General features: G+C 35.4%; 22 protein-coding genes. 16 read left to right on the top strand and 6 right to left on the bottom strand.

The features are described 5' to 3' along the window. Positions 1 to 64: 64 nt before the first annotated feature. Positions 65 to 1231 carry a putative phage abortive infection protein gene (locus JOD29_RS16890; protein ID WP_239585772.1) on the top strand — a complete coding sequence of 389 codons (1167 nt, stop codon included), beginning with the start codon at positions 65 to 67 and terminating at the stop codon, positions 1229 to 1231. A 1037-nt stretch (positions 1232 to 2268) separates the two neighbouring features. Here JOD29_RS16890 and JOD29_RS16895 read toward each other — a convergent pair. Continuing rightward, a complete protein-coding gene (locus tag JOD29_RS16895) occupies positions 2269 to 3015 on the bottom strand; it encodes a YHYH domain-containing protein (RefSeq protein WP_124766692.1) in 747 nt (248 codons plus the stop codon). 337 nt (positions 3016 to 3352) lie between these two features. On the opposite strand from JOD29_RS16895, the gene JOD29_RS16900 reads away from it, so the two are divergent. Next, complete coding sequence (locus tag JOD29_RS16900; protein ID WP_124766691.1) at positions 3353 to 5008, top strand: DUF2075 domain-containing protein; 1656 nt, start codon at positions 3353 to 3355, stop codon at positions 5006 to 5008. A gap of 265 nt (positions 5009 to 5273) precedes the next feature. Here the strand turns inward: JOD29_RS16900 and JOD29_RS16905 are convergent, their stop codons facing one another. Further along, positions 5274 to 6311, bottom strand: a complete 1038-nt coding sequence (locus JOD29_RS16905; protein WP_124766690.1) for an S-layer homology domain-containing protein — start codon at positions 6309 to 6311, stop codon at positions 5274 to 5276. A 267-nt stretch (positions 6312 to 6578) separates the two neighbouring features. Here JOD29_RS16905 and JOD29_RS16910 point away from each other — a divergent pair, with 267 nt between their 5' ends. Both JOD29_RS16910 and argJ read left to right on the top strand, forming a co-directional pair. After that, positions 6579 to 7061: an N-acetyltransferase gene (locus JOD29_RS16910; protein ID WP_124766689.1), complete on the top strand. Its 483-nt coding sequence runs from the start codon at positions 6579 to 6581 to the stop codon at positions 7059 to 7061. A 16-nt stretch (positions 7062 to 7077) separates the two neighbouring features. After that, positions 7078 to 8271: a bifunctional glutamate N-acetyltransferase/amino-acid acetyltransferase ArgJ gene (argJ, locus tag JOD29_RS16915; RefSeq protein WP_124766688.1), complete on the top strand. Its 1194-nt coding sequence runs from the start codon at positions 7078 to 7080 to the stop codon at positions 8269 to 8271. 91 nt (positions 8272 to 8362) lie between these two features. On the opposite strand, the gene JOD29_RS16920 is transcribed toward argJ, so the two are convergent. Beyond that, positions 8363 to 8542 (bottom strand): hypothetical protein, encoded by a 180-nt coding sequence (locus tag JOD29_RS16920; protein WP_205101722.1) that lies wholly within the window; start codon positions 8540 to 8542, stop codon positions 8363 to 8365. 86 nt (positions 8543 to 8628) lie between these two features. Here JOD29_RS16920 and rpoN point away from each other — a divergent pair, with 86 nt between their 5' ends. After that, positions 8629 to 9897 carry an RNA polymerase factor sigma-54 gene (rpoN, locus tag JOD29_RS16925; protein WP_124766687.1) on the top strand — a complete coding sequence of 423 codons (1269 nt, stop codon included), beginning with the start codon at positions 8629 to 8631 and terminating at the stop codon, positions 9895 to 9897. A gap of 86 nt (positions 9898 to 9983) precedes the next feature. Here the strand turns inward: rpoN and JOD29_RS16930 are convergent, their stop codons facing one another. Further along, positions 9984 to 11780, bottom strand: a complete 1797-nt coding sequence (locus JOD29_RS16930; RefSeq protein ID WP_124766686.1) for a sigma-54 interaction domain-containing protein — start codon at positions 11778 to 11780, stop codon at positions 9984 to 9986. Between the two features lie 164 nt (positions 11781 to 11944). Here JOD29_RS16930 and JOD29_RS16935 point away from each other — a divergent pair, with 164 nt between their 5' ends. From JOD29_RS16935 to gltX, 7 genes are all read left to right on the top strand, one after another. Continuing rightward, the gene (locus JOD29_RS16935) at positions 11945 to 12148 is read left to right on the top strand and encodes a hypothetical protein (RefSeq protein WP_124766685.1); all 204 of its coding nucleotides are present in this window, start codon (positions 11945 to 11947) and stop codon (positions 12146 to 12148) included. Between the two features lie 22 nt (positions 12149 to 12170). Next, positions 12171 to 13604: a cytosine permease gene (locus JOD29_RS16940; RefSeq protein ID WP_124766684.1), complete on the top strand. Its 1434-nt coding sequence runs from the start codon at positions 12171 to 12173 to the stop codon at positions 13602 to 13604. Positions 13605 to 13616: 12 nt separating this feature from the next. After that, positions 13617 to 14615 carry a heme-dependent oxidative N-demethylase family protein gene (locus JOD29_RS16945; RefSeq protein ID WP_124766683.1) on the top strand — a complete coding sequence of 333 codons (999 nt, stop codon included), beginning with the start codon at positions 13617 to 13619 and terminating at the stop codon, positions 14613 to 14615. A gap of 5 nt (positions 14616 to 14620) precedes the next feature. Beyond that, on the top strand, positions 14621 to 15118 hold the full coding sequence (locus JOD29_RS16950; protein WP_124766682.1) for a hypothetical protein: 498 nt from the start codon (positions 14621 to 14623) through the stop codon (positions 15116 to 15118). Then, on the top strand, positions 15119 to 16084 hold the full coding sequence (locus JOD29_RS16955; RefSeq protein WP_124766681.1) for a PDR/VanB family oxidoreductase: 966 nt from the start codon (positions 15119 to 15121) through the stop codon (positions 16082 to 16084). It begins immediately after the preceding gene. A gap of 13 nt (positions 16085 to 16097) precedes the next feature. Then, a complete protein-coding gene (locus tag JOD29_RS16960; protein ID WP_124766680.1) occupies positions 16098 to 17585 on the top strand; it encodes an aldehyde dehydrogenase family protein in 1488 nt (495 codons plus the stop codon). Positions 17586 to 17680: 95 nt separating this feature from the next. Then, positions 17681 to 19150, top strand: coding sequence for a glutamate--tRNA ligase (gene gltX / locus JOD29_RS16965; RefSeq protein WP_124766679.1), 1470 nt, complete (start codon positions 17681 to 17683; stop codon positions 19148 to 19150). 378 nt (positions 19151 to 19528) lie between these two features. On the opposite strand, the gene gabR is transcribed toward gltX, so the two are convergent. Then, positions 19529 to 20932: a MocR-like transcriptional regulator GabR gene (gabR, locus tag JOD29_RS16970; protein ID WP_124766678.1), complete on the bottom strand. Its 1404-nt coding sequence runs from the start codon at positions 20930 to 20932 to the stop codon at positions 19529 to 19531. 139 nt (positions 20933 to 21071) lie between these two features. On the opposite strand from gabR, the gene gabT reads away from it, so the two are divergent. The 4 genes from gabT to JOD29_RS16990 all read left to right on the top strand — a co-directional run bounded on the left by gabT (position 21072) and on the right by JOD29_RS16990 (position 25459). Further along, positions 21072 to 22409 carry a 4-aminobutyrate--2-oxoglutarate transaminase gene (gene gabT, locus JOD29_RS16975; protein ID WP_302849680.1) on the top strand — a complete coding sequence of 446 codons (1338 nt, stop codon included), beginning with the start codon at positions 21072 to 21074 and terminating at the stop codon, positions 22407 to 22409. Between the two features lie 3 nt (positions 22410 to 22412). Then, the gene (locus JOD29_RS16980; RefSeq protein ID WP_124766676.1) at positions 22413 to 23801 is read left to right on the top strand and encodes an NAD-dependent succinate-semialdehyde dehydrogenase; all 1389 of its coding nucleotides are present in this window, start codon (positions 22413 to 22415) and stop codon (positions 23799 to 23801) included. Positions 23802 to 24312: 511 nt separating this feature from the next. Continuing rightward, the gene (locus JOD29_RS16985) at positions 24313 to 24456 is read left to right on the top strand and encodes a hypothetical protein (protein ID WP_158610606.1); all 144 of its coding nucleotides are present in this window, start codon (positions 24313 to 24315) and stop codon (positions 24454 to 24456) included. A 13-nt stretch (positions 24457 to 24469) separates the two neighbouring features. After that, the gene (locus tag JOD29_RS16990) at positions 24470 to 25459 is read left to right on the top strand and encodes an HD domain-containing phosphohydrolase (protein WP_124766675.1); all 990 of its coding nucleotides are present in this window, start codon (positions 24470 to 24472) and stop codon (positions 25457 to 25459) included. 784 nt (positions 25460 to 26243) lie between these two features. On the opposite strand, the gene JOD29_RS16995 is transcribed toward JOD29_RS16990, so the two are convergent. Beyond that, positions 26244 to 26471, bottom strand: a complete 228-nt coding sequence (locus tag JOD29_RS16995; RefSeq protein ID WP_124766674.1) for an aspartyl-phosphate phosphatase Spo0E family protein — start codon at positions 26469 to 26471, stop codon at positions 26244 to 26246. Positions 26472 to 26716 lie beyond the last annotated feature (245 nt).

The following is a 26716-nucleotide window of genomic DNA, read 5'->3' on the forward strand; positions in this document are numbered from 1 at the left end:
ATTGTAGAAAATATAAAGAAATACATTCATAATAAAATTTGGAAGTTAAGGAGAGGATAATTAATTGTTAAATTATTTATTATTTGCTTTATTGGTTTTTTTAATTACAGTTGTCATAACCACAGTAATCAGTACATCTTTAAGAGATGAAAGAAAAAACAAACAGGATAAGAGTAATGAAAGTAGATGGATCTATGCGGGTACAACATTTGCAATTGCAGGATTTGCATCGCCCTTAATTATATTATTAATGATAGGTAAGAAACCTACAGTTGATTTGTTTGCAGACATTGGAACTATAGGGGACTTTTTTGGCGGAACTATGGTTGGTTTATTAAGTCTGTCTAGTATATTATTTGTAACTGCAGCTGTAATGATGCAAAAAGATGAGTTGAAGCTTCAAAGAGAGGAACTTTCAAAAACTACAAAAGAGTTTGAAGTTACTAATAACACTATGAAAAAACAAGCTTTTGATAGTACGTTTTTTAATTTAATTAGTTTGCAGAACGATATTCTAAAAGAAGTAACATTTAAAAATAAATCAGGTAGAGATGCAATTGAACAACTATTTATTATTTTCCAAACTAATATTTCAACGAAGAGTAGGGATGAATTTGAAATATATATAAGTAACTTAGATGATTTGATGAAAATAAGAATACTATATTTTGAGCTTGAGAAGCTCAAGCTTGACTCAGAAAGTTATTACATGGAAATAAATATTTTCTCTGAAGCGCTTCCTACTTTAATAGCTAAATATGAATTATTAAATGAACATGGAATATGGAGTCCCGATGGAAAATTTTATAACAAATTGAATAATAATTTAACACGATATTTAATGGATAAAGATTATATAAACCTTGAATATAATCTTTATGTCCCTATAGATGATATTGGATGGAGGCAAAATTACTATGAGAAATTTTATAGTAGCAGTGTTAATACTATAGGACATTATTTTAGAAACCTTTATAGGATAGTAAAATTTATTGTTGAATCTGATCTTAAAGAGACAGAAAAAAAAACATATGTAGGTATACTTAGAGCACAATTGTCTACATCAGAATTAATAATGCTTTATTATAATATCTGTTATTCAAGTAAGGGTGAAAAATTCTACAATCTACTAATAGAAAATAAGGTCAATTTTTTTCAAGAACATTTAAACGAAGTAGATTTTGTCTTTAAAAATAATTGTCCATTTTTAGATGAGTTAATAAATATTTAATGTTACATATTTTTATTTTTTTTAAAAAAACCCCCAACAGGGAGACGGATTGAATAAAGAAAACATTCATTATCCGCATGAATTAAAAGTAAAATTGGACTTGCCCCCGACAACGCTAATTTATTTTAATGGCATTTAATTTGGCATTTTGTAATATAGATAAATACCCCGAAGCGCTTGAGCTAACAGTGATGTCAAGCCTTTATTAAAAATATGGTTCGACTCCCGCCGTCTCCATAAAAGTGCGTTAACCCGTTGATATCACTAGATTTTAAAATCATGGTAACAATTGTGTTAACAAGCATCAAAAGCGGCCATAATTGAGTCGCTTTTTATTTTGCTTTGAACTCTGTGACGAATTGCAGTTTGGAAGCTTTATTTTTTACTTTAGGAAACTTTATGCTAGATTTTGAAAAGAGAAAATCCTTTACCCTTAGGATCTGGTGAACGCAAAAAAGAATGAGCAATTGTTTTTTTATATTCAATCTAAAGGCTGATTGATGCTATTAAAGTTCAAGAGATTCTAAAGTAGATAAAGACGTTGTGGCTTGAATTTTTGAAAAGTTAGGATATGTTGTATCAAAAAAAGCTATTACGGCTGACGAAGGAATGAGTTAATCACTAACTTAGGAAACATCAAGATTGGTGTGCAAGTAAAGCGCTATTCTGAAAAAGTCACAAAAAAGCTATATAAGAAGTTGTAACATGTATTAACATCATTACAAGTTAGAAAAAGGTATTGTGTATTGTGGTTATCACATAATGTCAAGTTGTATCCTAGACATTCTATTACGATAGTATTTGGTGGTTGAACACATAAATATCAATGAGTCTATAGTTAGTAGTCGACTATGGACTAGATGATAATAAAAAGATGACAGTCGTTGTTGACTGTCATCTTTCTTTCTATTTAAATGCTTCTTTTAGTTAAACATCTAGCCATATCACAGTTCTAAAAAATCACGCTGTTAGAATCTTCTAAATTCCTGTGCGGTAGCTGTGCATTATTTCGTCCATGTAGAAATCGTTTAGATATATTAAGCTACTTGTGCCTTTTTACCTGCATCGAAGCCTTCTTTGTACCAACGAATACGATTTTCGTTATTTAAGTTTGGTTCTTTATATTTATCCATAGTAAATGAGTCTTTATAACCCATATCATAATACTTCTGTTTCTCAACATCTATAGTATAACGCTCAAAGCCTTGTAAGAAGGCAGCTGAAAGTGTTGTGTTTGTTTGATAAGCAGCAGGCACTACCGCTGACTTAGTTTTCTGAGCTGCAGCATATCCAGCGCGGCATGCTTTGTTCTTAGCGTTTGATAGCTTAAGTTCTCCTTTAGCGAAACCTTTCTTATATCCTTTATTATAAGCGCCTTGGTATTTGCTTGTACTAATATTAGATGTCCCATTGTAACCATCTTTTAAACCATCTGCATAGCCATCTTGTTCAGCTTGAGCAATTTGTTTTGCTTTCTTTGCAGCAGCTTCTTTTTCTTGTTGAGCTTTCTTTGCTTTTTGTGCTGCAATTTCTTTTACAGATGGTCCGCTTTTCTTAACAGCACTAGAACTAGATGAAGAACTGCTTGAAGAAGAATTGCTAGACGAAGAACTGCCTCCGTTGTGGTAGTGGTACTCACCATACTCTAATCCCCATCTCTCGGTACAATTCGTTCTGCAAGTATGGCCCCCGTTACTATCTGTTCTTCCTGGGTGTGCATACACACTACTTGCTGATAGAGCCATGATTAGAGCTGTTGATAATAAGATTCTTGATTTTTTCATTAAAATTCCTCCAAAATATTCATTTTATCTATGTTTAGTGCTTTGTAAAATTTACCATATAAATAAATATATGTCATCGACAAAAATTTGATATAAAAAAGATAGTTTTTAGAGAAGTGTCTCAAATTTGATTAAACCGAATAAAGAGCCATAATATGCAAGTTTAGTACACTACTTGCGTATTATGGCTCAAACTTATAAGCTTTTTATTTATATTGTTCTATAATTGGTAGAGGGAATTCGATGAGAGTACTGATAGGTGGTAAGAAGTGTTGTAAAAGAATTAAAATCTAATTAAATGAGTTACTGAGTTTGCTTAAAAAAGAAGGTGATATTAATGGAAAACTTAGAAATCGTAACATGGCCATTTCAAGATAAAAGTTTAAATCAGATCGGCAACAATGAATCGTACTTAAACTATCCTGTTATTTATATATTAAATGGTTCAAAAGAGGCGTATATCGGTGAAACGGTTTATTTTAAAAAGCGCATGCGATCACATATAAAAAACAAAGAACGGAAAAGTTTAGAATACATGCATTTAATTAAACATGAGGAATTCAATCGTTCGGCTACTTTTCATCTTGAGACTAAGCTGATCAATTACTTTTTAGGTGACGAGAAATATAAGCTTCAAAATAAGAGTAAAACGACAAATGACTTTACACACAACTACTTCAATAAACCATTTTATGATCAAGGGGTTTTTAAAGAGCTATGGATTAAATTATTCGAAAAAGGCATTGTAGCAAACGAACAGCATGTTATTGAAAATAAGGATATATTCAAATTATCGCCTTTTAAAGAGTTGTCCTTAGAACAAATCGATTTAAAAGAAAAGGTAATTGAGTTTTGTGAGGCTCAAGTTCAATTACAGCAACATGAATATGGAAGTTTGTTCGTGATTAAAGGGGAAGCAGGAGTTGGAAAAAGTGTTGTATTGAGTTCGATTTTTAATACCATACAAGAACAAACTACTGAAGCCTCTTCGCCGCTATACAAAACGGAAAATTATCTAGTTGTGAACCATGAAGAGATGTATAAAACGTATAAAGGAATTGCATCTCAATTAAAACATTTAAAGGCTAAAAATTTCGCAAAACCAACACCTTTAATTAATCAGTTAATTAAACAAGATAAAAAAGTAGATATTATTCTAGTTGATGAAGCGCATTTGTTATTGACCAGACCAGATACATATAACAACTTTCATGCCCAAAATCAGCTTGAAGAGTTATTAAAGTTGGCAAAAGTTGTTGTCATGGTTTATGACAGTGATCAAGTTTTAAAATTAAAAAGTCTCTGGCAAGAGTTGACTTTGGAGATTTTAGTTGAAAAAAGTTCGCATACCGAATATTACGAGTTGACGAATCAGTTCCGGATGCAAGCAAATGATGAAGTCATCGAGTGGATTAATCAATTTAAACAAAAGCGTTTGTTACCTTTGCCTTATGATGAAGGATACGAGTTCAAAGTATTTGTGACGTTAAAAGAAATGCATGAAGCGATTAAAACGAAAAATAATGAATATGGATTAAGCCGTGTTGTCTCCACATTTGATTATTTACATAAAAAAGATGGCGGAGTGTACTACATTACAGAGGATCGTGGAGAATATCAAATTCCCTGGAATATCACAGACAGTAAATTTACTTGGGCGGAGAAAGCTTCTACCGTAAATGAAGCTGGTTCGATTTATACGATACAAGGATTTGATTTGAATTACGTAGGTGTAATTTTAGGACCGTCTATTTCCTATGATGAACAAACTGATCGGTTGGTCATTAAAACTGAGGCGTATAAGGATGTAGGAGCCTATTCGGGTACAGAAGGAATCGAAAATGTTGAGGCAGCGAAGGAAAGAATCATTTTAAATTCCGTAAATATTTTAATGAAGCGCGGCATTAAAGGGTTGTATATATACGCTAGTGACGAAGCATTAAGAAACAAACTGATAAAATCCCAAAGTAAAATAGGGGAAAATGAAGAATGAGTTGAACAATTAACTAAAAAGTTCTTGAATTTAAGATGAACTGGATTAAGAATTCAAAGGTTTTAGTATGATCAATATCATTTAGGCAGTGCCATGTACTGAAAAGATAGTAATCATTATTACACTGAAGAATGTATTTCAATATATTTGCTTTTTTAATATAACAATGGAGTAATTATTAAGATTAATAAAACAGTAAATTTATTGAGTATAAAATTTAAAAAATCCATGAGAAATATATCCTCATGGATTTTTTAAATAATAATTATTCAGCATTAGTATTTTCTGTTGTAGGATCTTCTGCTGGTGCTGTGGGTTGTTGAGTTTCTACCTTTTCAAAAGTAAAATCATAACCATAGAATGTATATGTTGATTTAGAGACTATCATTTTAATATTCAAATCCTCAAGTAAAACTTCACCTTCTTTTTGGATGTCCATTACAAAGTAAAGTGTATGTGGATCCACTGTTTCATAAGCAACATAATGGTCATAGGAGCCAATGTAATTAATAACATTATTATCTTTCAAGTCTTTAATACTTTTAATGGCAGCCTCTTCTGATACACCAAGTTTATTAAGTTCTTCTGTGAAATGGTTGTCTGGAATAATTGCATTCATGTTATTTTCAATTTTATATAACATATTAGCGAATTGTGAACGTTTGATAGGTGCATTAGGCTTATAGCTACCATCACCGTAGCCGCTCATAACACCTAAATATTCAAGTGTCGCTAATTGTAAACCCCATTGACCTTTGAAACGTTTACCATCAAATATATCAGATACTTTACCACCATTTTCTTTATAAATTTCTGCATTAATTAGTGGAATTCTATATGCTTTTACTAGAATACCTGCCATTTGACCACGAGTTAAGGATTCATTTACACCAAATATACCTCCGCCTCTATTAAATGGACTGATTAAACCACCCATGATGCTATTTCCTACTAATTTCTCCACGTATTGATTGAATTGATGTGTATTGGGAACATCTTTAAAGTCAGTTTTTTTCCAAAAATCATATGTGCTTACATCGTCTAATCTTTCTTCCAATACCTTCGCAAAAATACTAGCAAACTGCCCACGTGTAATATTTTCATATGGTCTGAAATTCGGTAAGGTTTTACTGATCGCATCTTCACTTAATAAGTATTCTACTGATGTATAGAAGTTATCTGCTTTTTTTACGTCCTTATAATGAACTTGTGCAGCCGATGCATTGCCTACTGATGAAAGAGCGATCCCACCAACTAGCCCTATTGTTGCTAATGCCTTAGTAACTTTTTTTATTTTCTCCATATATTTTCACCTCTAATATTAATAGTAATATAGTATAGTGGATTTAGGTGTTGGAAATTAAAGGGTTTATGTTGAAAAGGGCGGATTTATACAATTAATTAGAAGGCGAATCTAGTACATTTTGGATTCTGTATTTTCGAAAAACTCAAAAAAGTATTTGCGTTATAAAAGCTTTTAATGCAATATTTATATTATATTATTTTTCGAATTGTTGAAAAATAGAGTTGGGAAACAAAACTGATCAGACATAAAAGAGGGAGATAGTGTATGAAGATTTATAACGCGACAACTGATGATGTTTACTCTATTTATGAATTAATTAAAATCTATTCAGATCAAGAGATTGTTTTACCTCGTTCGTTATTATCAATCTATCAACAGTTGCAATGTTTGTATGTTGTGAAGGAAGAAAACAAGGTTGTTGGAGTAGCCGGAGTACATGTTTTAGGAAGAGATTTAGCAGAGGTCCGTTCTTTAGTTGTTCATCCTGACTATCAAGGAAAAGGAATTGGGCGTATTCTGGTTGACCATATTATTCAGGAAAGTCCTAAATTAGGAGTCGAAAGATTAATATCCTTAACATATCAAGTTGAATTTTTCAAAAAGTTAGGGTTTCAAATGGCTGTTCGAGATGACTTGCCTGAAAAGGTATGGACTGACTGTGTAAACTGCCCAAAAATCAATAATTGTGATGAAATTGCTTTAGTTAAATATTTACAAAATAATGAATCTAAAACTGCAGTAGTTTAAAAAGGAGAAGACGCGAATGCAAAAAGTGGGAGAAATAACAGAAGAAAGTAACCTACAAGGACAAATGCCTAAAGGTTTCTATACGTGTGTGAAGAACCTTGGAATCAAAGATGAAACCCTCGATTTTACTGTGATCTTATCTTCAGAGTTAGCCAATGCAGCTGCCATGTTTACACAAAGCAGATTTTGTGGGTCTCCTATCCCTATTGGAAGAGAAAATGTAGCGAACGGTAAATTACAATGCTTTGTCATTAATAGTAAAAATGCCAATGTAGCTACAGGTGAACAAGGAATTCAAAATGTGAAAGAAATCGTTAATTTGGTAGCTCAAGAGCTGGAAATCGCACCAGAAGATATCTTACCATCATCTACAGGAGTAATCGGACATCAATTACCGATGGATAAAATTAGAAATGGTATTAAGAATTTAAAAGCAGATTTAGTAGTAGGTCAGTTAGAGAAATCAGCAGTCGCAATCATGACAACTGATACGTATCCTAAATTTAAAATGTGCAAAGTCGGTGATGCTACATTAGTTGGGATTGCTAAAGGGTCTGGGATGATTGAACCTAACATGGCGACCATGTTGTCCTATTTTGTGACAGATGCAGAAATTCCTTCAGATACTTTGCAAACTATTTTTAATGAAGCGGTTAATAAATCGTTTAACATGGTAAGTGTTGATGCAGATACTAGTACAAGTGACACTGTAGCGATTATGGCAAATGGATTGGCTGGAAAAGTTGACTTACAACAATTCAAAGAAGCTTTAATTGACATGAGTATCGGCTTAGCAAAAGAAATTGCACGCGATGGTGAAGGTGCGACAAAATTGGTCGAGATTACTGTAGATGAGGCATCTAGCTTTGCACAAGCTAAAAAAATTGCGAAAAGTATTGTCAACTCGCCGCTTGTGAAAACGGCGATATTCGGTAAAGATCCAAACTGGGGAAGAATCGCTATGGCAATCGGAAAATGTGAAGATGAATTAGATATTCATCCGGAAAACGTTTCTATTTATTTTGGAGATTTATTAATTTATCAGGGCAGACCATTAGGGGACGAAAATTTAATTGAGATCCAAAACTATCTGGAGAATTCTGAAATAAAAATCAGAGTTTCACTTAGAACAGGAACACATGAAGCGACTGTTTGGGGTTGTGACTTGTCTTATGACTATGTAGAAATTAATGGTGCCTATACAACGTAAATCATTATTTTTCACTGAGCTTTTTAACCTTACTTTTTTAGAAAATATAATATGACTTCAAAAGATTTATCATTTCAAGATGATAAATCTTTTATTTAAAGTTTTCCCATTTGTTTTGCAACGTAAACAAGACGTCATGACTTGAAATGTAAACTAGATAGAGAGTATTTGGCGCAAAGGGGGCAGCTGAATCATAGGAGTTAGCTAAGCCAGCTAACTCCATCTCTATAATCATTTTTTGTCGAATATTATCGTATAAAGTCAAATTCAAGTTATTTTACCTATTTGAAGAAAGTTGAAATAACAATCTAGAATCTCTTCACTAATTTATCATTTTCATACAAAGGGGGTGGCGATATGAATGTACAATTGGGAATGCAAACCATCATGTCGCAACAGTTAACTGCACAAATGATTCAACGTTTAAGTATTTTACAGTTAACGAATTTGGAATTGAAAGAGCTCGTCGAACAAAAAAATTTAGAGAATCCTTTAATTGATTTGATGGATCAACAGGAAGACACATGGCCTTCTGAAAAAATGCTAAAGGGGAGCATTGAAACAGACTATAGTATGATTGCCATGCAACATACGGCAGCCGATTTTCTAAAAGAGCAGATTCCATTAAAAGCGACCGATTTTGAACGAACTGTGTTAATTTATTTAATTCATTCTTTAGATGAGCGTTTATTCTTGACTACGGATGCAACTGAAGTAGCACAGCGTTTTACGATGGAAGTAGAAGAAGCGGAGCGATTCATTCAAATTCTACAATCATTTGAACCAATTGGTGTGGGGTGTCAAAATAGCACACAATTTTTATTGAAGCATATTGATCAATGCGAGGATGTACCGCAATTCGCCAAAGACTTCGTCATGTATGAAATGGAAGCTATAGCGAAAATGGACATTGTGTCATTAAGAAAACGTTATAATCTAACGACAAGTGAAGTAATGGCCACGATTACATTCATTAAAGAGTTGCCTTGTATGCCTGTTATTTCTTTAAACGAAGTGGTGGCAACGGTTTTGCCAGATGTCTCTGTGTATTGTATTGACGGGCAATGGTTGATCGAAGTTGAACAAAAAGCAGTGCCTGCTATTCGTTTAAATGATGTGTACGTCAACCTATTAAAAATAGAGGATCCAACATATTTGAAAGCATGTATGCGTGATTTTACAACACTTGCACAAGGGTTAGATTTCCGTAAAAATACTTTATATGCCATTACACATTATTTAATTGAACAGCAGCCAGATTTTTTTGCAAAAGGACCTCGTGCATTGAAGCCTATGCGCTTAAAAGATATTGCAGAGGCATTGGATATGCATGAATCAACTATTAGTCGTGCAGTAAAGGGCAAGTACTTACGAACAGCACAAGGGAATTTTGCGATGAATGACTTATTTGTAAAAGCCATTAATAATGTGACGACCTCGACTGTTTGTGATCGGATTGCTGCTATTATTGCAGATGAAGATAAAAATTCTCCGTATAGCGATCAACAAATTGAACTTTTATTAAAAAAAGAGGGAATTACGATTTCACGCAGAACGGTTGCTAAATACCGCGAACAGCTAAATATACCAAGCTCTCAGAAGCGGGCATACTTAAAAGAAGAATAGAATAATAGTCAAAGGTAAAGACAAAGTACGTGGAGAGGTTCGCTCCTCATGTACTTTGTCTTTTTTTATGGTCTTTATTTAATTCTTTAAGAAAGAGAGATGTTTAAGGATTCACTTAATTTGTGTAGTTCATTATTTACATACTCCTTTGAGTAATCAAAGCCTAAAATCGCGATGACTTTACCTTCTGAGTCATACAATGGTGAGCAACATGTTTTCCATTCACCGTATTCATCTTCATAAACAGGGGTCACACTCACAATGCCTTTAAACGCATTATCAATGGATTTTAAAATAATATCACTACCAATATAAGTAGTCCCAACTGGAATCACAAAGCCTTCACTTGAAGTGAGATTCACAATGTTGCCTTCGTGATCACGAACAAAAATAAACCCCCATTGCACCCCTTCTTCTCTTGTATAGATTTGGGTAAGTTGTTCAGATAATGGGTCAAGATATTTTGTATTGTTTGGTTGCTTAACGGCCTCTTCCAACACGGTCGGTGATATTGAGACAGATGTCACGACAGCGGTCGCACGCAACCGCTTGTCTAATTCACTTTCTAAAATATGCCGCGTACTAAACAGCATCTGAGCTTCTTCTTTCATTTCTTTAATCTTTTTATATTTGCGGGTCATCGTTGGAGGGCTAATCCCTAAAACGTTTGCGGCCAGTTTTAAAGAATTATATTTTTCCATTGCCATTGTAATCAGTTGCTCTTCAATTAACTCCTGGGCTTCTTGTAATGGTATTAGCTTATTAATGGAAAAGTCCTTTTCTACCGCTTGATTACTGCTTGGTGCATCTAGAAAATCACGCGCGGTTTGGATGGAAATGATGTCCTCATCCGCTAATATAATCGTACGTTCAATGAAATTCTCCAGTTCCCGTACATTTCCAGGCCACTCTTGTAATGTTAAAAAGTCAATGGCCGTATTAGAGAATAGGCGGTTACAATGATATTTATTATTAGAAATTGTGGTGAAGTGCTCGATAAGTTCTGGAATCTCAACTGCACGTTCGCGTAAAGGTGGAATCGTAATTGGGATAATATTTAAGCGATAATATAAATCTTCCCTAAATGACCCTTCATTGACCATATTAATTAGTGATTTGTTTGTTGCTGCAATCACTTGAACATCAATTGGATATTCTTTCGAAGAACCAATTGGCGTGACGATCCGCTCTTGTAAGACACGTAAAAGCTTTACTTGCATCGATAATGAAAGCTCGCCGACTTCATCTAAGAAAATGACTCCTTTATTTGCCTCACGAAATTTACCGATTTTCCCCGACTTTTGGGCGCCTGTAAACGAACCTTCTGTATAACCAAATAATTCACTTTCAATTAATGTCTCCGGTAATGCCCCGCAGTTAATCGCCACAAATGGCTGATTTTTTCGCGAACCTGACTGGTATATTGCACGTGCCGCTTTTTCCTTACCGACACCCGATTCGCCTAAAAGAAGTGTTGTCGCTCCTGCATTTGCTGCTTTTTGAATTTGTGCCGCTACTTTAGTCATTGCTGGACTTTTGACGATAAAGTCGCTGTTGAAACTCAAAGGTTCCTTCTTCACTTCTGCTGGCTTTTCAATGATATTGTAGCCAAATATATAGTTACCGTTAGAATGAATGACGTACGTTAACACACGGTGCTTGTTCCATGTTTGTTGGAGAAACGTTTGCTTTTCATCACTCACTACAAGTGATGTAAAAATTGGGTTACTAAAAATTTCCTCTTCAAAGGAAACAATACTTTTATGTAAAGATAAATTACTTTTATACGTATCATTGCTTGCGAAGTACTCTAAAATCTCACCATTTTCTTTTGTAACAATCGAAAAGTCAAACATCTGAGACAAAATTGTTACTTGTTCCATTTAAACTACCCCTTTTAACGAATGAATTTCAAAAATGAAATCGTTATTTCAAATTTGCAATAAATTTCTACAAATTTCAACACAAAATTCAGTAAATTCATACTCTTTTTAATTGGCACGCAACTTGCATTATTAAAAGTAAAGATAAAAAAAGGAGGAATTATATGAAAGCTGCTTCTGTAAAGAGCTACGAACAGGAACTTCAATCAGAGGAACCATTCGTAAAAATGCTGTATGAGGATTTGGAAAAACGAATTGAAACATTCGAAGAAGAATTAATCGAGAAAAATGACAAAGCAAAAATTTCAGACTTTATCGGTGTCACAGTGGTTATGGCGATTATTACGATTGGTTTATTTAGTTTTTGAGCCAACATAAGGAGATGAGGCTATGTCTAAAACAAAATCAAATGTAAATGCAGATATTGCGTTTGCTTATTTACCAACACATAAAAAAGAGAGAAAGATGAGCTTTTTCGATTTGTTGCTAGTCCAGACGGTCGTTGGCCTATCTGCATTTGGTCTACTATCTGGAGCATATGCAGGAACAATGGTTGAAGCTGGCGATTCATTAATTGCAGTATTTTTTGGAAATGCTTTTCCGATGTTTTTAATTGCACCAGTTGCATTTTATTTCGCCAAGTATGGAGTGGATACCTTTGTAGGTTATCGCAGTGCGCTTGGTTATAACGGCGTCGTCGCATTCTTTATTTTGTTTTATTTGCTGTCATTAGGCTATAGCGCTTTAGCTTTATTTATGGCAGGTGAATCGCTATCAAGTGCATTCAAGGTGGTAAATGCTCCGGAGTTTCTTTCTGGCAGTGTAGGTCCAACTGTTTGTGCGATTATCTTATTTTTCATAGCCTTTATCATCGTCTTACGGGGGCCGAATGCGATTCGTAAATTCAATATTATTGCGGTACCGTCATTTTTCTTATTTTTGATCGCACTAATTATTGCGGTTGTATTTTCAGACCATATACCTGCTTTAAATAAGTTAACGCCGGTAGAACCTTTTGAAAATCATACACGATCGTTTATGACGGCACTTGAGATTAATGTTGCATTGGGCTTTTCTTGGTTGCCATATTTAGGACAATATAGCCGTTTGGCAAAATCATCAAAGTCAGCTTATTCCGCTAGTTTTTATAGCTATGGAGTGGTTGTAGTCGTTGCAGCTGTAGTTGGAGCAATTGCCGCACTCATTTCAGGTTCTATGTATCCAGGTGATTGGATGAATGCCATTATGGGTAGCAAATTTGCCATTATTGGATTGATTTTATTAACAGTTGCCAATTTAGGAGCGACATTGTTCTTGATGTACTCATTTGCCATCAGCTTTAAAACACTATTTTCAAAAAGTTCATGGATTATAGCGGTAAGTACACTATTACCAACGATTATCTTGCTATTAAATTCAACGTTCTATGATGCATTTAATATTTTCATGAGTGTCATCTCGTTCTCGATGGCGAGTTTAGGTGGTATTTTAATTGCCGATTATTTCTTCGTGAAAAACCAAAATATTTCTTTGCGTGATCTGTACAACACAAAAGGAAAGTATAACTACTGGTTCGGCTTTAATCCCTCCGCAATCGTGACATTAGTGGCAAGTTATTTCTTCTTCTGGGGGATCTACAACCCTATAACGTTAGAAGCAAAGGGATTATTTTTGAAGATTACAGCTGGTATTCCGACATTCTTCCTGGCAGGTGTTTTGTACTATGTGTGTGCGAAATTCATTTTTAGATTCGAAGTGGATCGTGTATCAGCAAAAGATGAGAAATTTAAAGAATATTTATTAAAAACGAAAACATCACTTTAGGAGGCGTTTTATATGTTTACACAAGAATTAGATTTTAAAACAACGGACTTAAATACATTCCCATTCCCATTCCGTTCGGATAATTATCGTTATTCCAATGACTTGCGCAAATTAGAGGACACAAACTTAGTAACAATCACACCAGAATATGAATTGCAAGTTCGTGCTAAACGCCGGTTATTAGATGAACAGCCAGAGGTTCGTTATCAATCATTCCCACACACAATGGAAATGCAGTGGGAGTTTTTAGAAATGGTATTTGAAATGGCAGTTGAAAAATATCCTCAACATTTTGAGCTTATTAAAAATGGGGATGAATGGACATTTAAAAATAATATTTTAAAAGAAGAGCAAACATTTACTTTCGGTGATCCATCTACATTACCGTATGAGCCATATGATTTTGCTGGTCGTCATTTCCACCAAGATTTTGTGTTAATGGTGAACCGCGAAGATAATTTCTACCTAGAAATAGGACAAGTGTCTTACGCTGCTTTATTTTCTGCCCATTGGAATACAGGGATGTCGTTCGATGAAATCCATGGACCAGTACCGTTTGTATCACGTAATGGGGATAACTTAATAGATCGCGTTCGTAAATTCTTATTGGGAATAAACCCAGGGGAGCCATGGACACGAATTAACTGGAACTTAATGGCCAACCGTTGGGATGTAAACTATGAAACTATGGATGTTTGGGAACCACAACGAAGCCTGATCACACCTGAAAATGCAGGTAAATTAGTACGTCTACGTGTAGAAGAACAAAAATTCTATCGCATGTCACGCAGTAATGCAATTTTATTTGTTTTAAATACACAGTTCCTACCTTTAGAAGATTTACAACTTCGTCAAGAGTGGTTTGATTTAACTTATAGCGTATTGCAAGATATTCCAGAAGCGATGGCAGAATATAAAGGAATCGCTCCTTATTTACCGCAATCTGTAGAGTATTTACGTCGTGTAGACGAAAAGTTAAAGAATCAAGCACTACAAACGCAGGAGGGATAAGCTGTATGTATAATAGCCCGGTATTATTTTTTGAATCCGTTACATTAACAGAAAAGTTATCGCCTAAAACTCATTTCGTAAAGGCTGCGATTATTTGCGATGAGGCCTACAAAGAGGAAGCGCAGCAATTACAAGCACAGCTCTACGATACACCATCAGATACATTGATATTCGAGAATCCAGCTGATGTTCGAAAATTTATAGTAGAGCAAAAGATGGGCACTTGTTTTTACATCGTCGCTAATTGGGATGATGCCGTAACGATTTTCTCGACAGCTGTTGAAGAAGGGGTCTCTGAAGAAGAACTACAAGTAAAAACTATCGGCGAAAAGCGTAAATATGTTTACTGTATGAAATGCTTCACCCCTAGCGAAATCGACACACAAGCCAAGCAAGTACAATGCGGCTGTGGTGCACATCTAAATGTTGGACCTTTTTATTCAAAAGTGCGTAAAGGGTATATTGGCTATCCATTTGTACCAGAAGCAGAAGGAGTGATGTAAATGAGAATCGCAGGCAATATTCCAGTTAAAATCGATCGTATTGTACAAGAGACGTCTACGATTAAACGTTTCCGATTTGTACCTACAGAAGATGAAAAGCTACCTGCGTTTACAGGTGGTTCTCACTTAAAAACTTTTGTAAGCGATGGGGAAACAGTATATGAACGCGAGTATTCATTAATAAGTGATCCTCGTAATCGTGAATACTACGAGATTGCGATTAGCAAAGATCCTAACTCACGTGGAGGCTCAAAGCATTGGCATGAAGCAATGAAAGTAGGGGATGAACTTGAAATTTCATTCCCACGAAATTACTTTCCTTTAAATCCACATGCAAAACATCATGTGTTTTATGCATCTGGAATTGGCATTACACCATTCCTATCGATGCTACAAGATATTCAATTTGAACAAACAGTAGAGCTTCATTATGCAGCTCGTACACCTGAAGAGTGTGCATTTTATGAAGAACTAAAAGAAAAATATGCAGACATTACGACATTCCATTTTTCACGTGTAGAAGAGCCAAACCGTTTAACAACAGATTTAATGAAGGAACACCGAATAGGTTCTCATGTGTATTTCTGTGGACCTGTTAGCATGGTAGAGGAATTCCGTGATGCAGCATTCTCTTACGGTTACCCAGAACGTGCTGTTCATTTTGAATTATTCTCAAGTGGTTTAGATAATTCAAACCTAGAACCCTTTGTCGTATCCCTAGCGGAAAGCGGTAAACAAATTCAAGTATCTGAAAAAGAGACTTTATTAGATGCACTACTACGCGAAGGGGTTAATGCACCATATGCATGTAAAATCGGTGGTTGTGGTAGTTGTGAAATTGAAGTTGTAGAAGGGGATGTGGAACACCGAGACCACTTCCTTTCTGAAGAAAATAGAAAGCAACGAAGCACCATTTTAACTTGTTGCTCACGTGCAAAATCTACTAATTTAACTATTAAACTATAAGGCGGGATGATCAATGACAATAGCAACTGACGTATTATACTTAAAAAGTTATATAAATGGTGAATGGGTAGAAGCAGAAAATACAGTTGAAGTTATTAACCCAGCAAACCAAGAAGTAATTGCTACAGCACCTCGAATGTCAAAAGAACAAACAGAAGAGGCGATTCGTGCTGCACGTGTAGCATTCGATGAGGGCGAGTGGAAAAATACGACAGCAAAAGACCGTTCAAATATTTTAAACGCGATTGCAAATAAACTTGAGGAGCGTCTTGAAGAATTCGCTACATTAGAAACTCAAGATAACGGGAAGTTATATGCAGAAGCAGAAGCAGATGTACAAGATGCAATTGCTTGTTTCCGTTACTATGCAGGGATTATTTTACATCCAGACGGTGAAACATATCATGTGCCTGACAATAATGTCCAAGCGATGGTTGTTAAAGAGCCAGTTGGGGTTGCAGGATTAATCGTACCTTGGAACTTCCCATTACTAATGAGTGTATGGAAAATCGCACCTGCTTTAGCAGCAGGAAATACTATCGTTTACAAGCCTGCTGAAGTGACGCCTGTAACAGCTTTCAAGTTATTTGAAATCTTACATGAGCTAAACTTACCAAAAGGTGTTGTTAACATGGTATTTGGTCAAGGTTCAATTATTGGGCAAACGATTTCAGAAAGTAATGACGTAGACATGGTATCCTTCACAGGTAGTACAGATGTAGGACGTGGCATTATGCGTGCGGCAGCTGGCAACTTAAAGAAGATTTCATTAGAACTAGGGGGGAAATCGCCAAATATCGTATTTGCAGATGCAGACTTAGAAGTAGCAGTTGACTATGGTTTATTTGGAATCTTCTTAGGTGCGGGTCAAGTATGTTCATCAGGTAGCCGTATTTTAGTACAAGATACAATTTATGATGAATACGTAAAACGCTATGTAGAGCGCGCAGCAAAAATCAAAGTAGGTCCTGGTTTAGATCCAGAAACAAACATGGGTGCAATCGTAAGTGAAGCACAAATGAACTCGATCTTAGGTTATATCGAAAAAGGTAAAGCAGAAGGGGCTACATTAAAAACAGGTGGTTACCGTCTAACTGAAAATGGTTTAGATAAAGGTTTCTTTATCGCACCAACTGTATTTACGGATGTAACTCCAGATATGACAATCGTGCGTGAAGAAATTTTTGGACCAGTTGTCACGATTCAAAAGTTCTCAACTGAAGAAGAAGCTGTTCGATTAGCGAATGACACTGATTTTGGTTTAGCTGGTGGTGTCTTCTCAAATGACGGCGCGAAAGCATTACGTGTGATTAAGCAAGTTCGTGCAGGGATTACATGGGTAAATGATTATCACCCAACTTATGTAGAAGCTCCATGGGGTGGCTACAAGCAATCTGGTATTGGTCGTAGTTTAGGAAAATATAGTTTAGAAGAATTCCAAGAAGTAAAACAAATTAATATTCGTTTAAATGTTGAACCAGTAGGCTGGTTCCCACAATAATAATCATGAAGTAAATTGACATGAATTCCTTATTATATAGATTCACAAAACTATATAATAAGGATATTTTTTACATAGCAGAGGAGATAAACAAAATGACTAAACAAGTACGTGTACGTTATGCGCCAAGTCCTACTGGCTTTTTACATATTGGCGGAGCTCGAACAGCATTATTTAATTACTTATACGCGAAACACTACGATGGGACATTTATTGTACGTATAGAGGATACGGATATAGAACGCAATGTAGAGGGCGGTGAGGCCTCACAATTAGATAATTTACGTTGGTTAGGCATTATACCTGAAGAATCCATTGATATAGGTGGCCCGTATGCACCGTATCGACAAATGGAGCGCCTATCAATCTACAAAGAACGCGCCGAAAAACTATTAGCAAATGGCCAAGTCTATAAATGTTTTTGTTCAGCAGAACGCCTACAACAATCACGGGAAGAGCAAAAAGCAGCAGGGGTAGCAGCACCTCACTATGATGGTACTTGTAGAACATTAACACAAGAGCAAATACAAGCGAAAGAGGCTGCAGGAGAAGCTTATACTCTTCGTATGCGTGTACCTGAAGGAACATATCGATTCCATGATTTAGTTCGCGGGGATGTCGCATTTGAATCAAAAGATATTGGCGATTGGGTCATTATGAAAACAAATGGTATTCCTACATATAATTTTGCGGTGGCGTTAGATGATTATGATATGGACATTTCCCATGTATTCCGTGGGGAAGAGCATTTATCGAATACACCAAAACAATTGATGGTGTTTGAAGCATTCGGTTGGACACCACCACAATACGGACATATGACATTGATCGTCAATGAACAACGTAAAAAGCTTTCAAAGCGAGATGAAACAATTGTGCAGTTCGTATCTCAATACCGTGAACTAGGCTTTTTACCAGAGGCAATGTTTAATTTCTTTGCTTTATTAGGTTGGTCTCCAGAAGGGGAGCAAGAATTATTATCACCGGAAGAATTAATTGAACAATTTGATGTTCGACGCCTTTCAAAATCCGTATCAATGTTTGATCAGAAAAAACTGATGTGGATGAACAATCAATATATTAAGCGCTTATCGTCAGAAGCATTAGTAGAGTTGGTTTTACCACATTTACAAAAGGCAAATGTGTTCCCTGCTGAGGTAAATGAAGAGCAACTTGAATGGGTGAAGGAACTTGCACTGTTATATCAAGAACAATTGACCTACGGCGCAGAAATTGTTGAGCTAACAAAGCACTACTTTGAAGAGAATGTGATCTACGAAGATGAGGCACAAGCATGGTTAGAAGCAAGCGAAACAGCAGCAATTGCAGAGGCGTTAACGACAACTCTTCAAGAAGAAACGCCAATGAGTAGTGAAGAGTGGAAACAACTCATTAAAAAAATCCAAAAACAAACGGGCCTAAAAGGGAAGAATTTATTCATGCCAATCCGTATTTTATTAACAGGCCAAACACACGGCCCAGAATTACCTTTAGTGTTGAAACTTCTAGGGAAGGATCTATTAGTAAAACGATTAGCGCAATTTAACGGTAAAGTGACAATATAAAAAAACGAGACTGGAAGTTAAGTGAAATTATTAAGAAATGCTACTATTACCTTTAATTTAAGATGAAAAAGTGTTAGCCATCCTCCAGAAAACGCGGCCTACCACTGTAAGCCGCGCAAAGTTTCCTGAACGTTTAGAAGGGCACATTATATGTGAGCAGACCTTACACAAAGCACAAAGACAAGTCGTAAAGACACGTTTACAACGTGGCTTTGCGGCTTGTGTGCCAGTCTGCTCTCACCTGATACTATATTAGATTCTTTATTAGAATTTACTTTGATGGAGTACCACTAATTATCATAAATAGAAAAAACCATTTTCCTCAAAGAGAAAAATGGTTTTTTTGTGTCTCAATCTAGCTGTGAGGCCAGTATACCCCTAATGAAACAACACTTTTTTAAGTCTTTCAACAGCCTTTGGAATATCTTCAGGCGCAATGTTGGCAAAGCCGATAATAATCGAACGACTTTTTTTAATCAGGGGAAGCGAATTTAATGAAAAACGCTTTAACGTATAGAGCTCGAGTTTATGTAAAATGGCTTGTTCTTCAATTGCGGTATAAGTTTTTTCTGTAAAGACTTCCACTAAAAAATGCAGTCCTGCCGGTATGTCGTGGATCACAATATGTTCCCCTAATTGTTCATAGAGCTGTTCAATAAGCAGGGTGCGAATTGTTTCATAATGCTTGGTCATTTTACGTACATGTTTTTCAAGCAGTCCACTATCAATAAATTCATGTAACGTATAAAGGGTTAGTATATTGGCTGGTTGAATCTCTAAAGCGAAATGATCTAAGTATAATGATAACCATTTTGGCGGAAGTACCATATAGCTCATCCGAATGCCTGGTAACAGCGTCTTTGAAAAAGTCCCCATATAAATGACTTTTTGATTATAGTCTAAACTTTGTAACGCCGGAATATTGTCTGTTTGATATTTATATTCACTATCATAATCATCCTCAATAATATAACGCTCTTCTTTTGCTGCTGCCCAGTTTAATAATTCAATTCGCCTTGAAATCGGCATAATAATTCCTGTTGGAAATTGATGCGATGGTGTTGTAATGACAATATCGGCATTTGTATTCGTTAAATAATCTACGTCAATTCCTTGAGCATCTAGTTGGATTAAATGTGTATTTATGTTGGCCCGCTTTAATAAATGATGATAGCGTGCATAGCCAGGATTTTCCGTCGCAAACGTTTTCTTTTGTTGCATATAAATAATTCGCTCTAATAAGCCTTGGCTTGTTGCATGCAAAACGATTTGCTCTGGCTCACAAGTAATGCCTCGTGTTCGATACAGCATCTCTGCAATACTTTGGCGTAGCATATAAGGGCCTTGCGTATGTGGCATATCTCCGAGTGAAGAAATATATGTATTATATATTTTTGACTGACACGATAACCATTTTTTAAATGGAAAGAGATGTGGATTTGTGTTCATATGTGACAATGACAACCAACCTTTACGTGTCTCTACTGTTTCCTTTAGGTTTGGTGGGAAGGTTTGTTGCGTATTTGCCGCTAGTTTAAATTCTTGAATTTCTTCTACATAATAGCCAACCCGTTCGACTGTATAAATATAGCCCTCTTCCATTAACTGTTCGTAAGCGGTTTTTACAGAGTTAATGCTAACATTTAAAATTTCTGCTAGCTCTCGTTTGGATGGGAGCTTACTATGTGCACGCAGTTCATTTTGTAAAATTTGTTTTCGAAGCTGACTATAAATTTGTTGGTAAATAAAACGATGATCAGATGTAAAATCAATGCGAATCATAGAAAATCTCCTCTATTAAAAAAACTGTGTATTCTGATTATAGTATAAAGCTGAGCTTAAATGATGAAAACTGGTACCTTTTTTTATAAAAGTTGGACCTTTTTTTGTGAACCAAAAAATTACATACTAATACTATCAAATACAAACATTTGCAAAGGGGAAAAACAAAATGATTAAAGAAAACACAGTAGTTGAAATTGTAAACAAACGTAAAGAATTCGTCGTACAAGGAGTAAGTAATGGCTGTTTAGCAATCGCAAGTGAAGCGAAGGGCGCGACAATTATCGATACAGAAGGTAATGCGTGGATCGATTTCGCATCTGCCATTGGTACATTAAATGTAGGACATAGCCATCCAAAAGTAGTAGCAGCAGTACAAGCACAAGTAGAAAAGTTTTTACATCCAGGCTTTAATGTGATGATGTATGATTCGTATATTAATCTAGCAGAAAAGTTAGTAGAAGTTACACCAGGTACACATGAGAAACAAGTCATCTTATTAAACTCTGGTGCAGAAGCAGTAGAAAATGCGGTGAAAATTGCACGTAAGTATACAAAGAAACAAGGTGTCGTTGCATTTACAAATGGCTATCATGGCCGTACAAACTTAACAATGGGAATGACTTCAAAAGTAAAACCTTATAAATATGAATTTGGTCCATTTGCTCCGGAAATTTATAAAGCGCCATTCCCATATTTATACCGTAAACCAGAAGGGCTTACAGATGAGCAATATGTAGATTTCATCATCGAGCAATTCCATGATTTCTTCGTCTCAACGGTTGCTCCAGAAATGGTTGCATGTGTTGTAATGGAACCAGTACAAGGGGAAGGCGGTTTCATCGTACCACCGAAAAGATTCGTACAAGCTGTAGCGAAGTTCTGTAAAGAAAACAATATCGTCTTCATTGCAGATGAAATTCAAACTGGTTTCGCACGTACAGGTACTTTATTTGCGATTGAGCAATTTGATGTAGTACCAGACTTAATGACTGTATCGAAATCTTTAGCTGCTGGTTTGCCTTTAAGTGGTGTAGTTGGCCGCAAAGAAATTATGGAAGTATCAACACCGGGTGAATTAGGTGGAACATATGCTGGTAGTCCAGTAGCATGTGAAGCTGCGTTAGCGGTTATTGATATTATCGAAGAAGAAAACTTATGTGCAGCATCAGAAGCAATCGGTGCTAAGTTAGAATCACACTTAGAAACATATAAAGCAAAATATAGCTTTGTTGGTGATATTCGTCGTTTAGGTTCAATGGTTGCTGTTGAGTTAATCGGCGACAATAAAGTGCCAAATAAAGAAGCAGCTTATGCAATTGCAAAATACGCAAATGCGAACGGTTTATTATTGCTAACTGCAGGAATTAAAGGGAATGTCATTCGTTTCTTAACACCATTAGTAATTACAGATGAAGAATTAGCAAAAGGTTTAGCGATTTTAGATGATGCCTTTGCAAACTATGGGGGGAAATAATAGATGGCTCAACTTGTTTACGTCAACAACCCTGCAAATGGGGAGTTAATTCATACGCTTCAATATGATTCAGAAGAAGCGATTGTATCAAAAGTTGAATCTGCAGCAGCAGCGTTTTCATCGTGGAAACAACGCAGTGCACATGAACGCGCACAGTTATTAAACAGCTGGGCAAAATGTATCCGTGAAAATCGTCAAGAAATCGGCGAATTAATTACACTTGAAAATGGTAAGCCATTACCGGAAGCATTAGGTGAAGTTGATTACGCTGTTAGTTACATCGATTGGTATGCAGAAGAAGCGAAACGTATTTATGGTCGTACAGTGCCCGCACACGTGCCAAACAAGCGTATTACGGTGACAAAAGAGCCGATTGGATTAGTAGCGGCAATTACACCATGGAATTTTCCAGCGGCGATGATGACACGTAAAGCTGCACCAGCATTAGCAGCAGGCTGTACATTTATCGTGAAGCCAGCTGAAGAAACACCGTTAACAACAATTCGCTTAATTGAATTAGCACATAGCGTAGGCATTCCGGAAGATGCATTGCAATACGTGTTAAATGAAGGACCAATAGTAGGTGAAATTTTTACATCACATAAAGCTATCCGTAAAATCACTTTCACAGGTTCAACACCAGTCGGAAAATTACTGATGGAGCAAAGTGCACAAACGGTTAAGCATGTAACGATGGAATTAGGTGGACACGCACCAATTATCGTCGCAAAAGATGCAGATTTAAACGTAGCTGTTGAGCAAACAGTTACAGCTAAATTCCGCAATGCTGGACAAACTTGTGTATCACCAAACCGTTTAATTGTACATGAAGAGATCGCTGAGGAATTTACGAAACTATTAGTCGACAAAGTACAAACATTAAAAGTAGGAAATGGTTTTGATCCAGATGTAAATGTAGGCCCAATCATCAACAAAAAAGGGTTTATCAAAATTAAAGAGCAAATCGAAGATGCAGTTAACCGTGGCGCAACTTTAGCTTGCGGAAATGGTTACGATATAGATGATGAAAAAGGATATTATTTTGTTTTACCGACAGTGATTACCGACATCCCATTAGATGCAAAAATCATGCATGAAGAAACATTTGGACCTGTTATTCCGGTTGTAACATTCACGACATTAGAAGAAGCTGTTACGATTGCCAATGATTCACCATATGGCTTAGCTGCTTACTTCTTTACAGAAAATTATAAAGATGGTTTATATTTAAGTGAAAACTTACAGTATGGAATCATCGGATGGAACGATGGCGCGCCATCTGGAGCACATATTCCATTTGGTGGCATGAAAGACTCTGGTGTGGGCCGTGAAGGCGGCTCGGAAGGAATTGAGCCATACTTAGAAACAAAATATTTATCAGTAGGTGTGTAAAACCAACACTGATCGAATTGCTGTTTTAAACATCTTCATACTCCCCCATAAATTGAGATAAAATAAAAACACCTTACGTTGAGAACTGGGCATTGAATCCTTAAAGGCAACGTGGAGGTGTTTTTTTCTATGGAAAGGAAATCGTGATCCAATCCAGTCGAAAGTAAAATGAAATTAGCACGGACCCCATCTAAAAGCGAATCGTATGTTTCAACTTTCGTTTTTTTCCTAACATATGTGCGTTATGTAATAATCTATAAATCAGGGGATTTTATCCAATAAAAAATTAGAAAATTGAGAATTTAATATAACGAGTGGAAAAAGTGTCATTTTTCACTAAGAAGAGGTGCGCATTATTTTTGATTTATCAGTATAATATTTCCATGTATGTTAATTTGAGGCGGTTCGTGATTTTGTGAAAACGTAAGAATGGATCTATAAGTTAAAAATCCTAAATGGAATATGCGGATTTAAACATAATCAGGGATAGTGAAGTTGAAGTCAAAAATGGATGGCAGAAACAATGCTTCAACGTAACAAGATTGGGAATGAGCTTAATTCATTTATAGACGTAATAAATGAATTAGGAAGAGCCTTTGAAGAGGTTACTCGCTCTGCAGATCGTCTTACCTTGATTACACAAGAAATGGGATAAATAGGAGATTATAATGAAAACAACGTTACAATTACCTTACCAACTAAAAGGATTTTTGGAATTAGGAGATGCTGTTATTATAACTGACAGTCATCATATTATTTTAGAAGTAAATGATACATATCAAACCATAACAGGATTTGAACGAAATAAAATCATCGGTTTGAAGGCAGGATTTATTAAATCTAACCTTACAGATCAATCAACCTATACTTCAATGAAAACTTCGTTAAAGCAACTCATCCCTTGGTCCGGAATTTTTATTAATCGAAAGAAGTCTGGGGAACTTTGGCATTCTTCTATTACAATCACTCCTTTTCAGATTGGGGAGGACTTGTTTTTTATTGGTATTTTTCGTGCGTTAGAACAGTTGGAAGAAGGCTTATACTTATCCGAAAACAAAAAAATAGAAGTACAAAGAGAACTATTAAAGGTTCTAGCAATATCATGTGAGATTCGAGATCCTGGAACGGAAGAGCATTTAATAAGAGTTCAAGAATTAACCGAAGTTCTGATCAAAGCACATAATAAGAAAAATAACCTTCAATTAGAACCAAATTATATCAACAATGTTATTCATTCGAGTATATTACATGACATAGGTAAGGCAGGAATGCCAGAGGGAATCTTATATAAACCAGGTGCACTGACTTCTTATGAAAGAAAAATAATTGAAATGCATCCGTTAATAGGCGCAGATATTTTAAATAAAATGTCTAAGGAAATCAATTATGACTTTATTAAAAGTATGGAAGTAGCTGAAAATATTATTTTGTATCACCATGAAAAATGGGATGGCACAGGATATCCTTTTAATTTAAAGGGTGAAGAAATCCCTCTTGAAGCAAGAATCGTATCAATAGTGGATGTATTCGATGCATTAACCACTCGTAGACCTTATAAAGATTCGTGGTCAAAAGAAAAAGCATTAACATTTATTGATGAAAACAAGGGAAAACATTTTGATCCATCCATTGCTGAAACTTTTATAAGCTTGTTTTAGTCGTAACTAGTAATATTAAGCGTTCTTAATTTGGATTGATGATAGATAAAATCTAAATGACTTCTGAATATATAGAAAATCCTTTCGAAATCTTGGAGTAGAAATTAATAAAGGTTAATCCTTGTGAGTCGATTAAATTAAACGGATATCCTTTGATAATTGATTTTTGCATATGTATTATCCTCCTTGGATTGTGGTTTGTTCCATTCTAATCTTCCATCTGTCTTTTATATACGGATTAACGACATAAAAAGAGACATGTTAAGTAAATTTTTTTTCAAGTTTTATTTTGGTTCAGGTTTTATATTGTTAATGTTCTAGTAGATTCGTTTATAAAAATAAAAGAAAAACGCTTCAGTTCTTTTGAGGGAACAGAAGCGATTTTTTCTTTTGGTTTTTTATTGTTTTGTTTTTTAATGCCTTTTCTAAAAAGGGATGAAGCGTGCGGCCTGCCGCACAATATTATTCTTATTCTTTTTAGTAATCTCTGTTTATAATCTCTGTAGTAATCTTATGGTATTGCTCACCACAAATTGACGGGTTGGAGAGCGTCACTTTGACGTGTTGCAGTCCGTCATTTTGACGTATTGGAATCCGTCACTTTGAGGTAATGGAATCCGTCACTTTGGCGGGTGACCCTACTCAGATTTAGCAGTTAGCTGGACAGTTTGATTAGGCGTAAAATAAAGTAGTTACAACTTGACGACCACAATAAGAAGAGACTTAATAAAAGAATAAAAAAAGAGAAAGACTGTCGAGAAACATCTCGACTCTTTCTCTGAAATTATGGAGTATTTAAATGCACAGACAGGTGAGCGGTAGATTTGTATGCATAGGCAATTTTAGTAGAATTTCTAAGTGTCGTATATTCGTTTAACATTTGATCAAGGCTTTGGCTAATTTCAATGGTTGTTGGATGGGATAATCCCTTTTCCATGCCACTTTTTATTAATTCAGCTCTAACTTTTTCTATTTCCTTTAGACAATTTACTTCTTCTAACGTATTGTTCATTAAATTAGTATTATCTCCTATTACGTTCTATGGTGTAAGTATACAAAAAGTAAAATATAAATGTATACATTATTTTGGAATTAATTGAACATTTTTTGAAATAATTCCCTTATTTAAAAAAAGAAAAAGCAATTCTACTTTTGTAGAATTACTCAGATTGTCGACAAAAGGCCTTCAGAATGGTTTCATTCTGAAGGCCTTTTGTCTTTTTGAGATTTTCCGGGTATTTTTCAGTCTTATTTTAA

Origin of the sequence: Lysinibacillus composti (assembly GCF_016908465.1) — a bacterium.
Taxonomy (GTDB): domain Bacteria; phylum Bacillota; class Bacilli; order Bacillales_A; family Planococcaceae; genus Ureibacillus; species Ureibacillus composti_A.

What these genes read in the sequence shown, in the direction of transcription:
- JOD29_RS16895 (WP_124766692.1), bottom strand. Translation starts at nt 3,015, where the DNA reads ATGAAAAAATCAAGAATCTTATTATCAACAGCTCTAATCATGGCTCTA.
- JOD29_RS16900 (WP_124766691.1), top strand. Translation starts at nt 3,353, where the DNA reads ATGGAAAACTTAGAAATCGTAACATGGCCATTTCAAGATAAAAGTTTA.
- JOD29_RS16905 (WP_124766690.1), bottom strand. Translation starts at nt 6,311, where the DNA reads ATGGAGAAAATAAAAAAAGTTACTAAGGCATTAGCAACAATAGGGCTA.
- JOD29_RS16910 (WP_124766689.1), top strand. Translation starts at nt 6,579, where the DNA reads ATGAAGATTTATAACGCGACAACTGATGATGTTTACTCTATTTATGAA.
- argJ (WP_124766688.1), top strand. Translation starts at nt 7,078, where the DNA reads ATGCAAAAAGTGGGAGAAATAACAGAAGAAAGTAACCTACAAGGACAA.
- rpoN (WP_124766687.1), top strand. Translation starts at nt 8,629, where the DNA reads ATGAATGTACAATTGGGAATGCAAACCATCATGTCGCAACAGTTAACT.
- JOD29_RS16930 (WP_124766686.1), bottom strand. Translation starts at nt 11,780, where the DNA reads ATGGAACAAGTAACAATTTTGTCTCAGATGTTTGACTTTTCGATTGTT.
- JOD29_RS16935 (WP_124766685.1), top strand. Translation starts at nt 11,945, where the DNA reads ATGAAAGCTGCTTCTGTAAAGAGCTACGAACAGGAACTTCAATCAGAG.
- JOD29_RS16940 (WP_124766684.1), top strand. Translation starts at nt 12,171, where the DNA reads ATGTCTAAAACAAAATCAAATGTAAATGCAGATATTGCGTTTGCTTAT.
- JOD29_RS16945 (WP_124766683.1), top strand. Translation starts at nt 13,617, where the DNA reads ATGTTTACACAAGAATTAGATTTTAAAACAACGGACTTAAATACATTC.
- JOD29_RS16950 (WP_124766682.1), top strand. Translation starts at nt 14,621, where the DNA reads ATGTATAATAGCCCGGTATTATTTTTTGAATCCGTTACATTAACAGAA.
- JOD29_RS16955 (WP_124766681.1), top strand. Translation starts at nt 15,119, where the DNA reads ATGAGAATCGCAGGCAATATTCCAGTTAAAATCGATCGTATTGTACAA.
- JOD29_RS16960 (WP_124766680.1), top strand. Translation starts at nt 16,098, where the DNA reads ATGACAATAGCAACTGACGTATTATACTTAAAAAGTTATATAAATGGT.
- gltX (WP_124766679.1), top strand. Translation starts at nt 17,681, where the DNA reads ATGACTAAACAAGTACGTGTACGTTATGCGCCAAGTCCTACTGGCTTT.
- gabR (WP_124766678.1), bottom strand. Translation starts at nt 20,932, where the DNA reads ATGATTCGCATTGATTTTACATCTGATCATCGTTTTATTTACCAACAA.
- JOD29_RS16980 (WP_124766676.1), top strand. Translation starts at nt 22,413, where the DNA reads ATGGCTCAACTTGTTTACGTCAACAACCCTGCAAATGGGGAGTTAATT.
- JOD29_RS16985 (WP_158610606.1), top strand. Translation starts at nt 24,313, where the DNA reads ATGGCAGAAACAATGCTTCAACGTAACAAGATTGGGAATGAGCTTAAT.
- JOD29_RS16990 (WP_124766675.1), top strand. Translation starts at nt 24,470, where the DNA reads ATGAAAACAACGTTACAATTACCTTACCAACTAAAAGGATTTTTGGAA.
- JOD29_RS16995 (WP_124766674.1), bottom strand. Translation starts at nt 26,471, where the DNA reads ATGAACAATACGTTAGAAGAAGTAAATTGTCTAAAGGAAATAGAAAAA.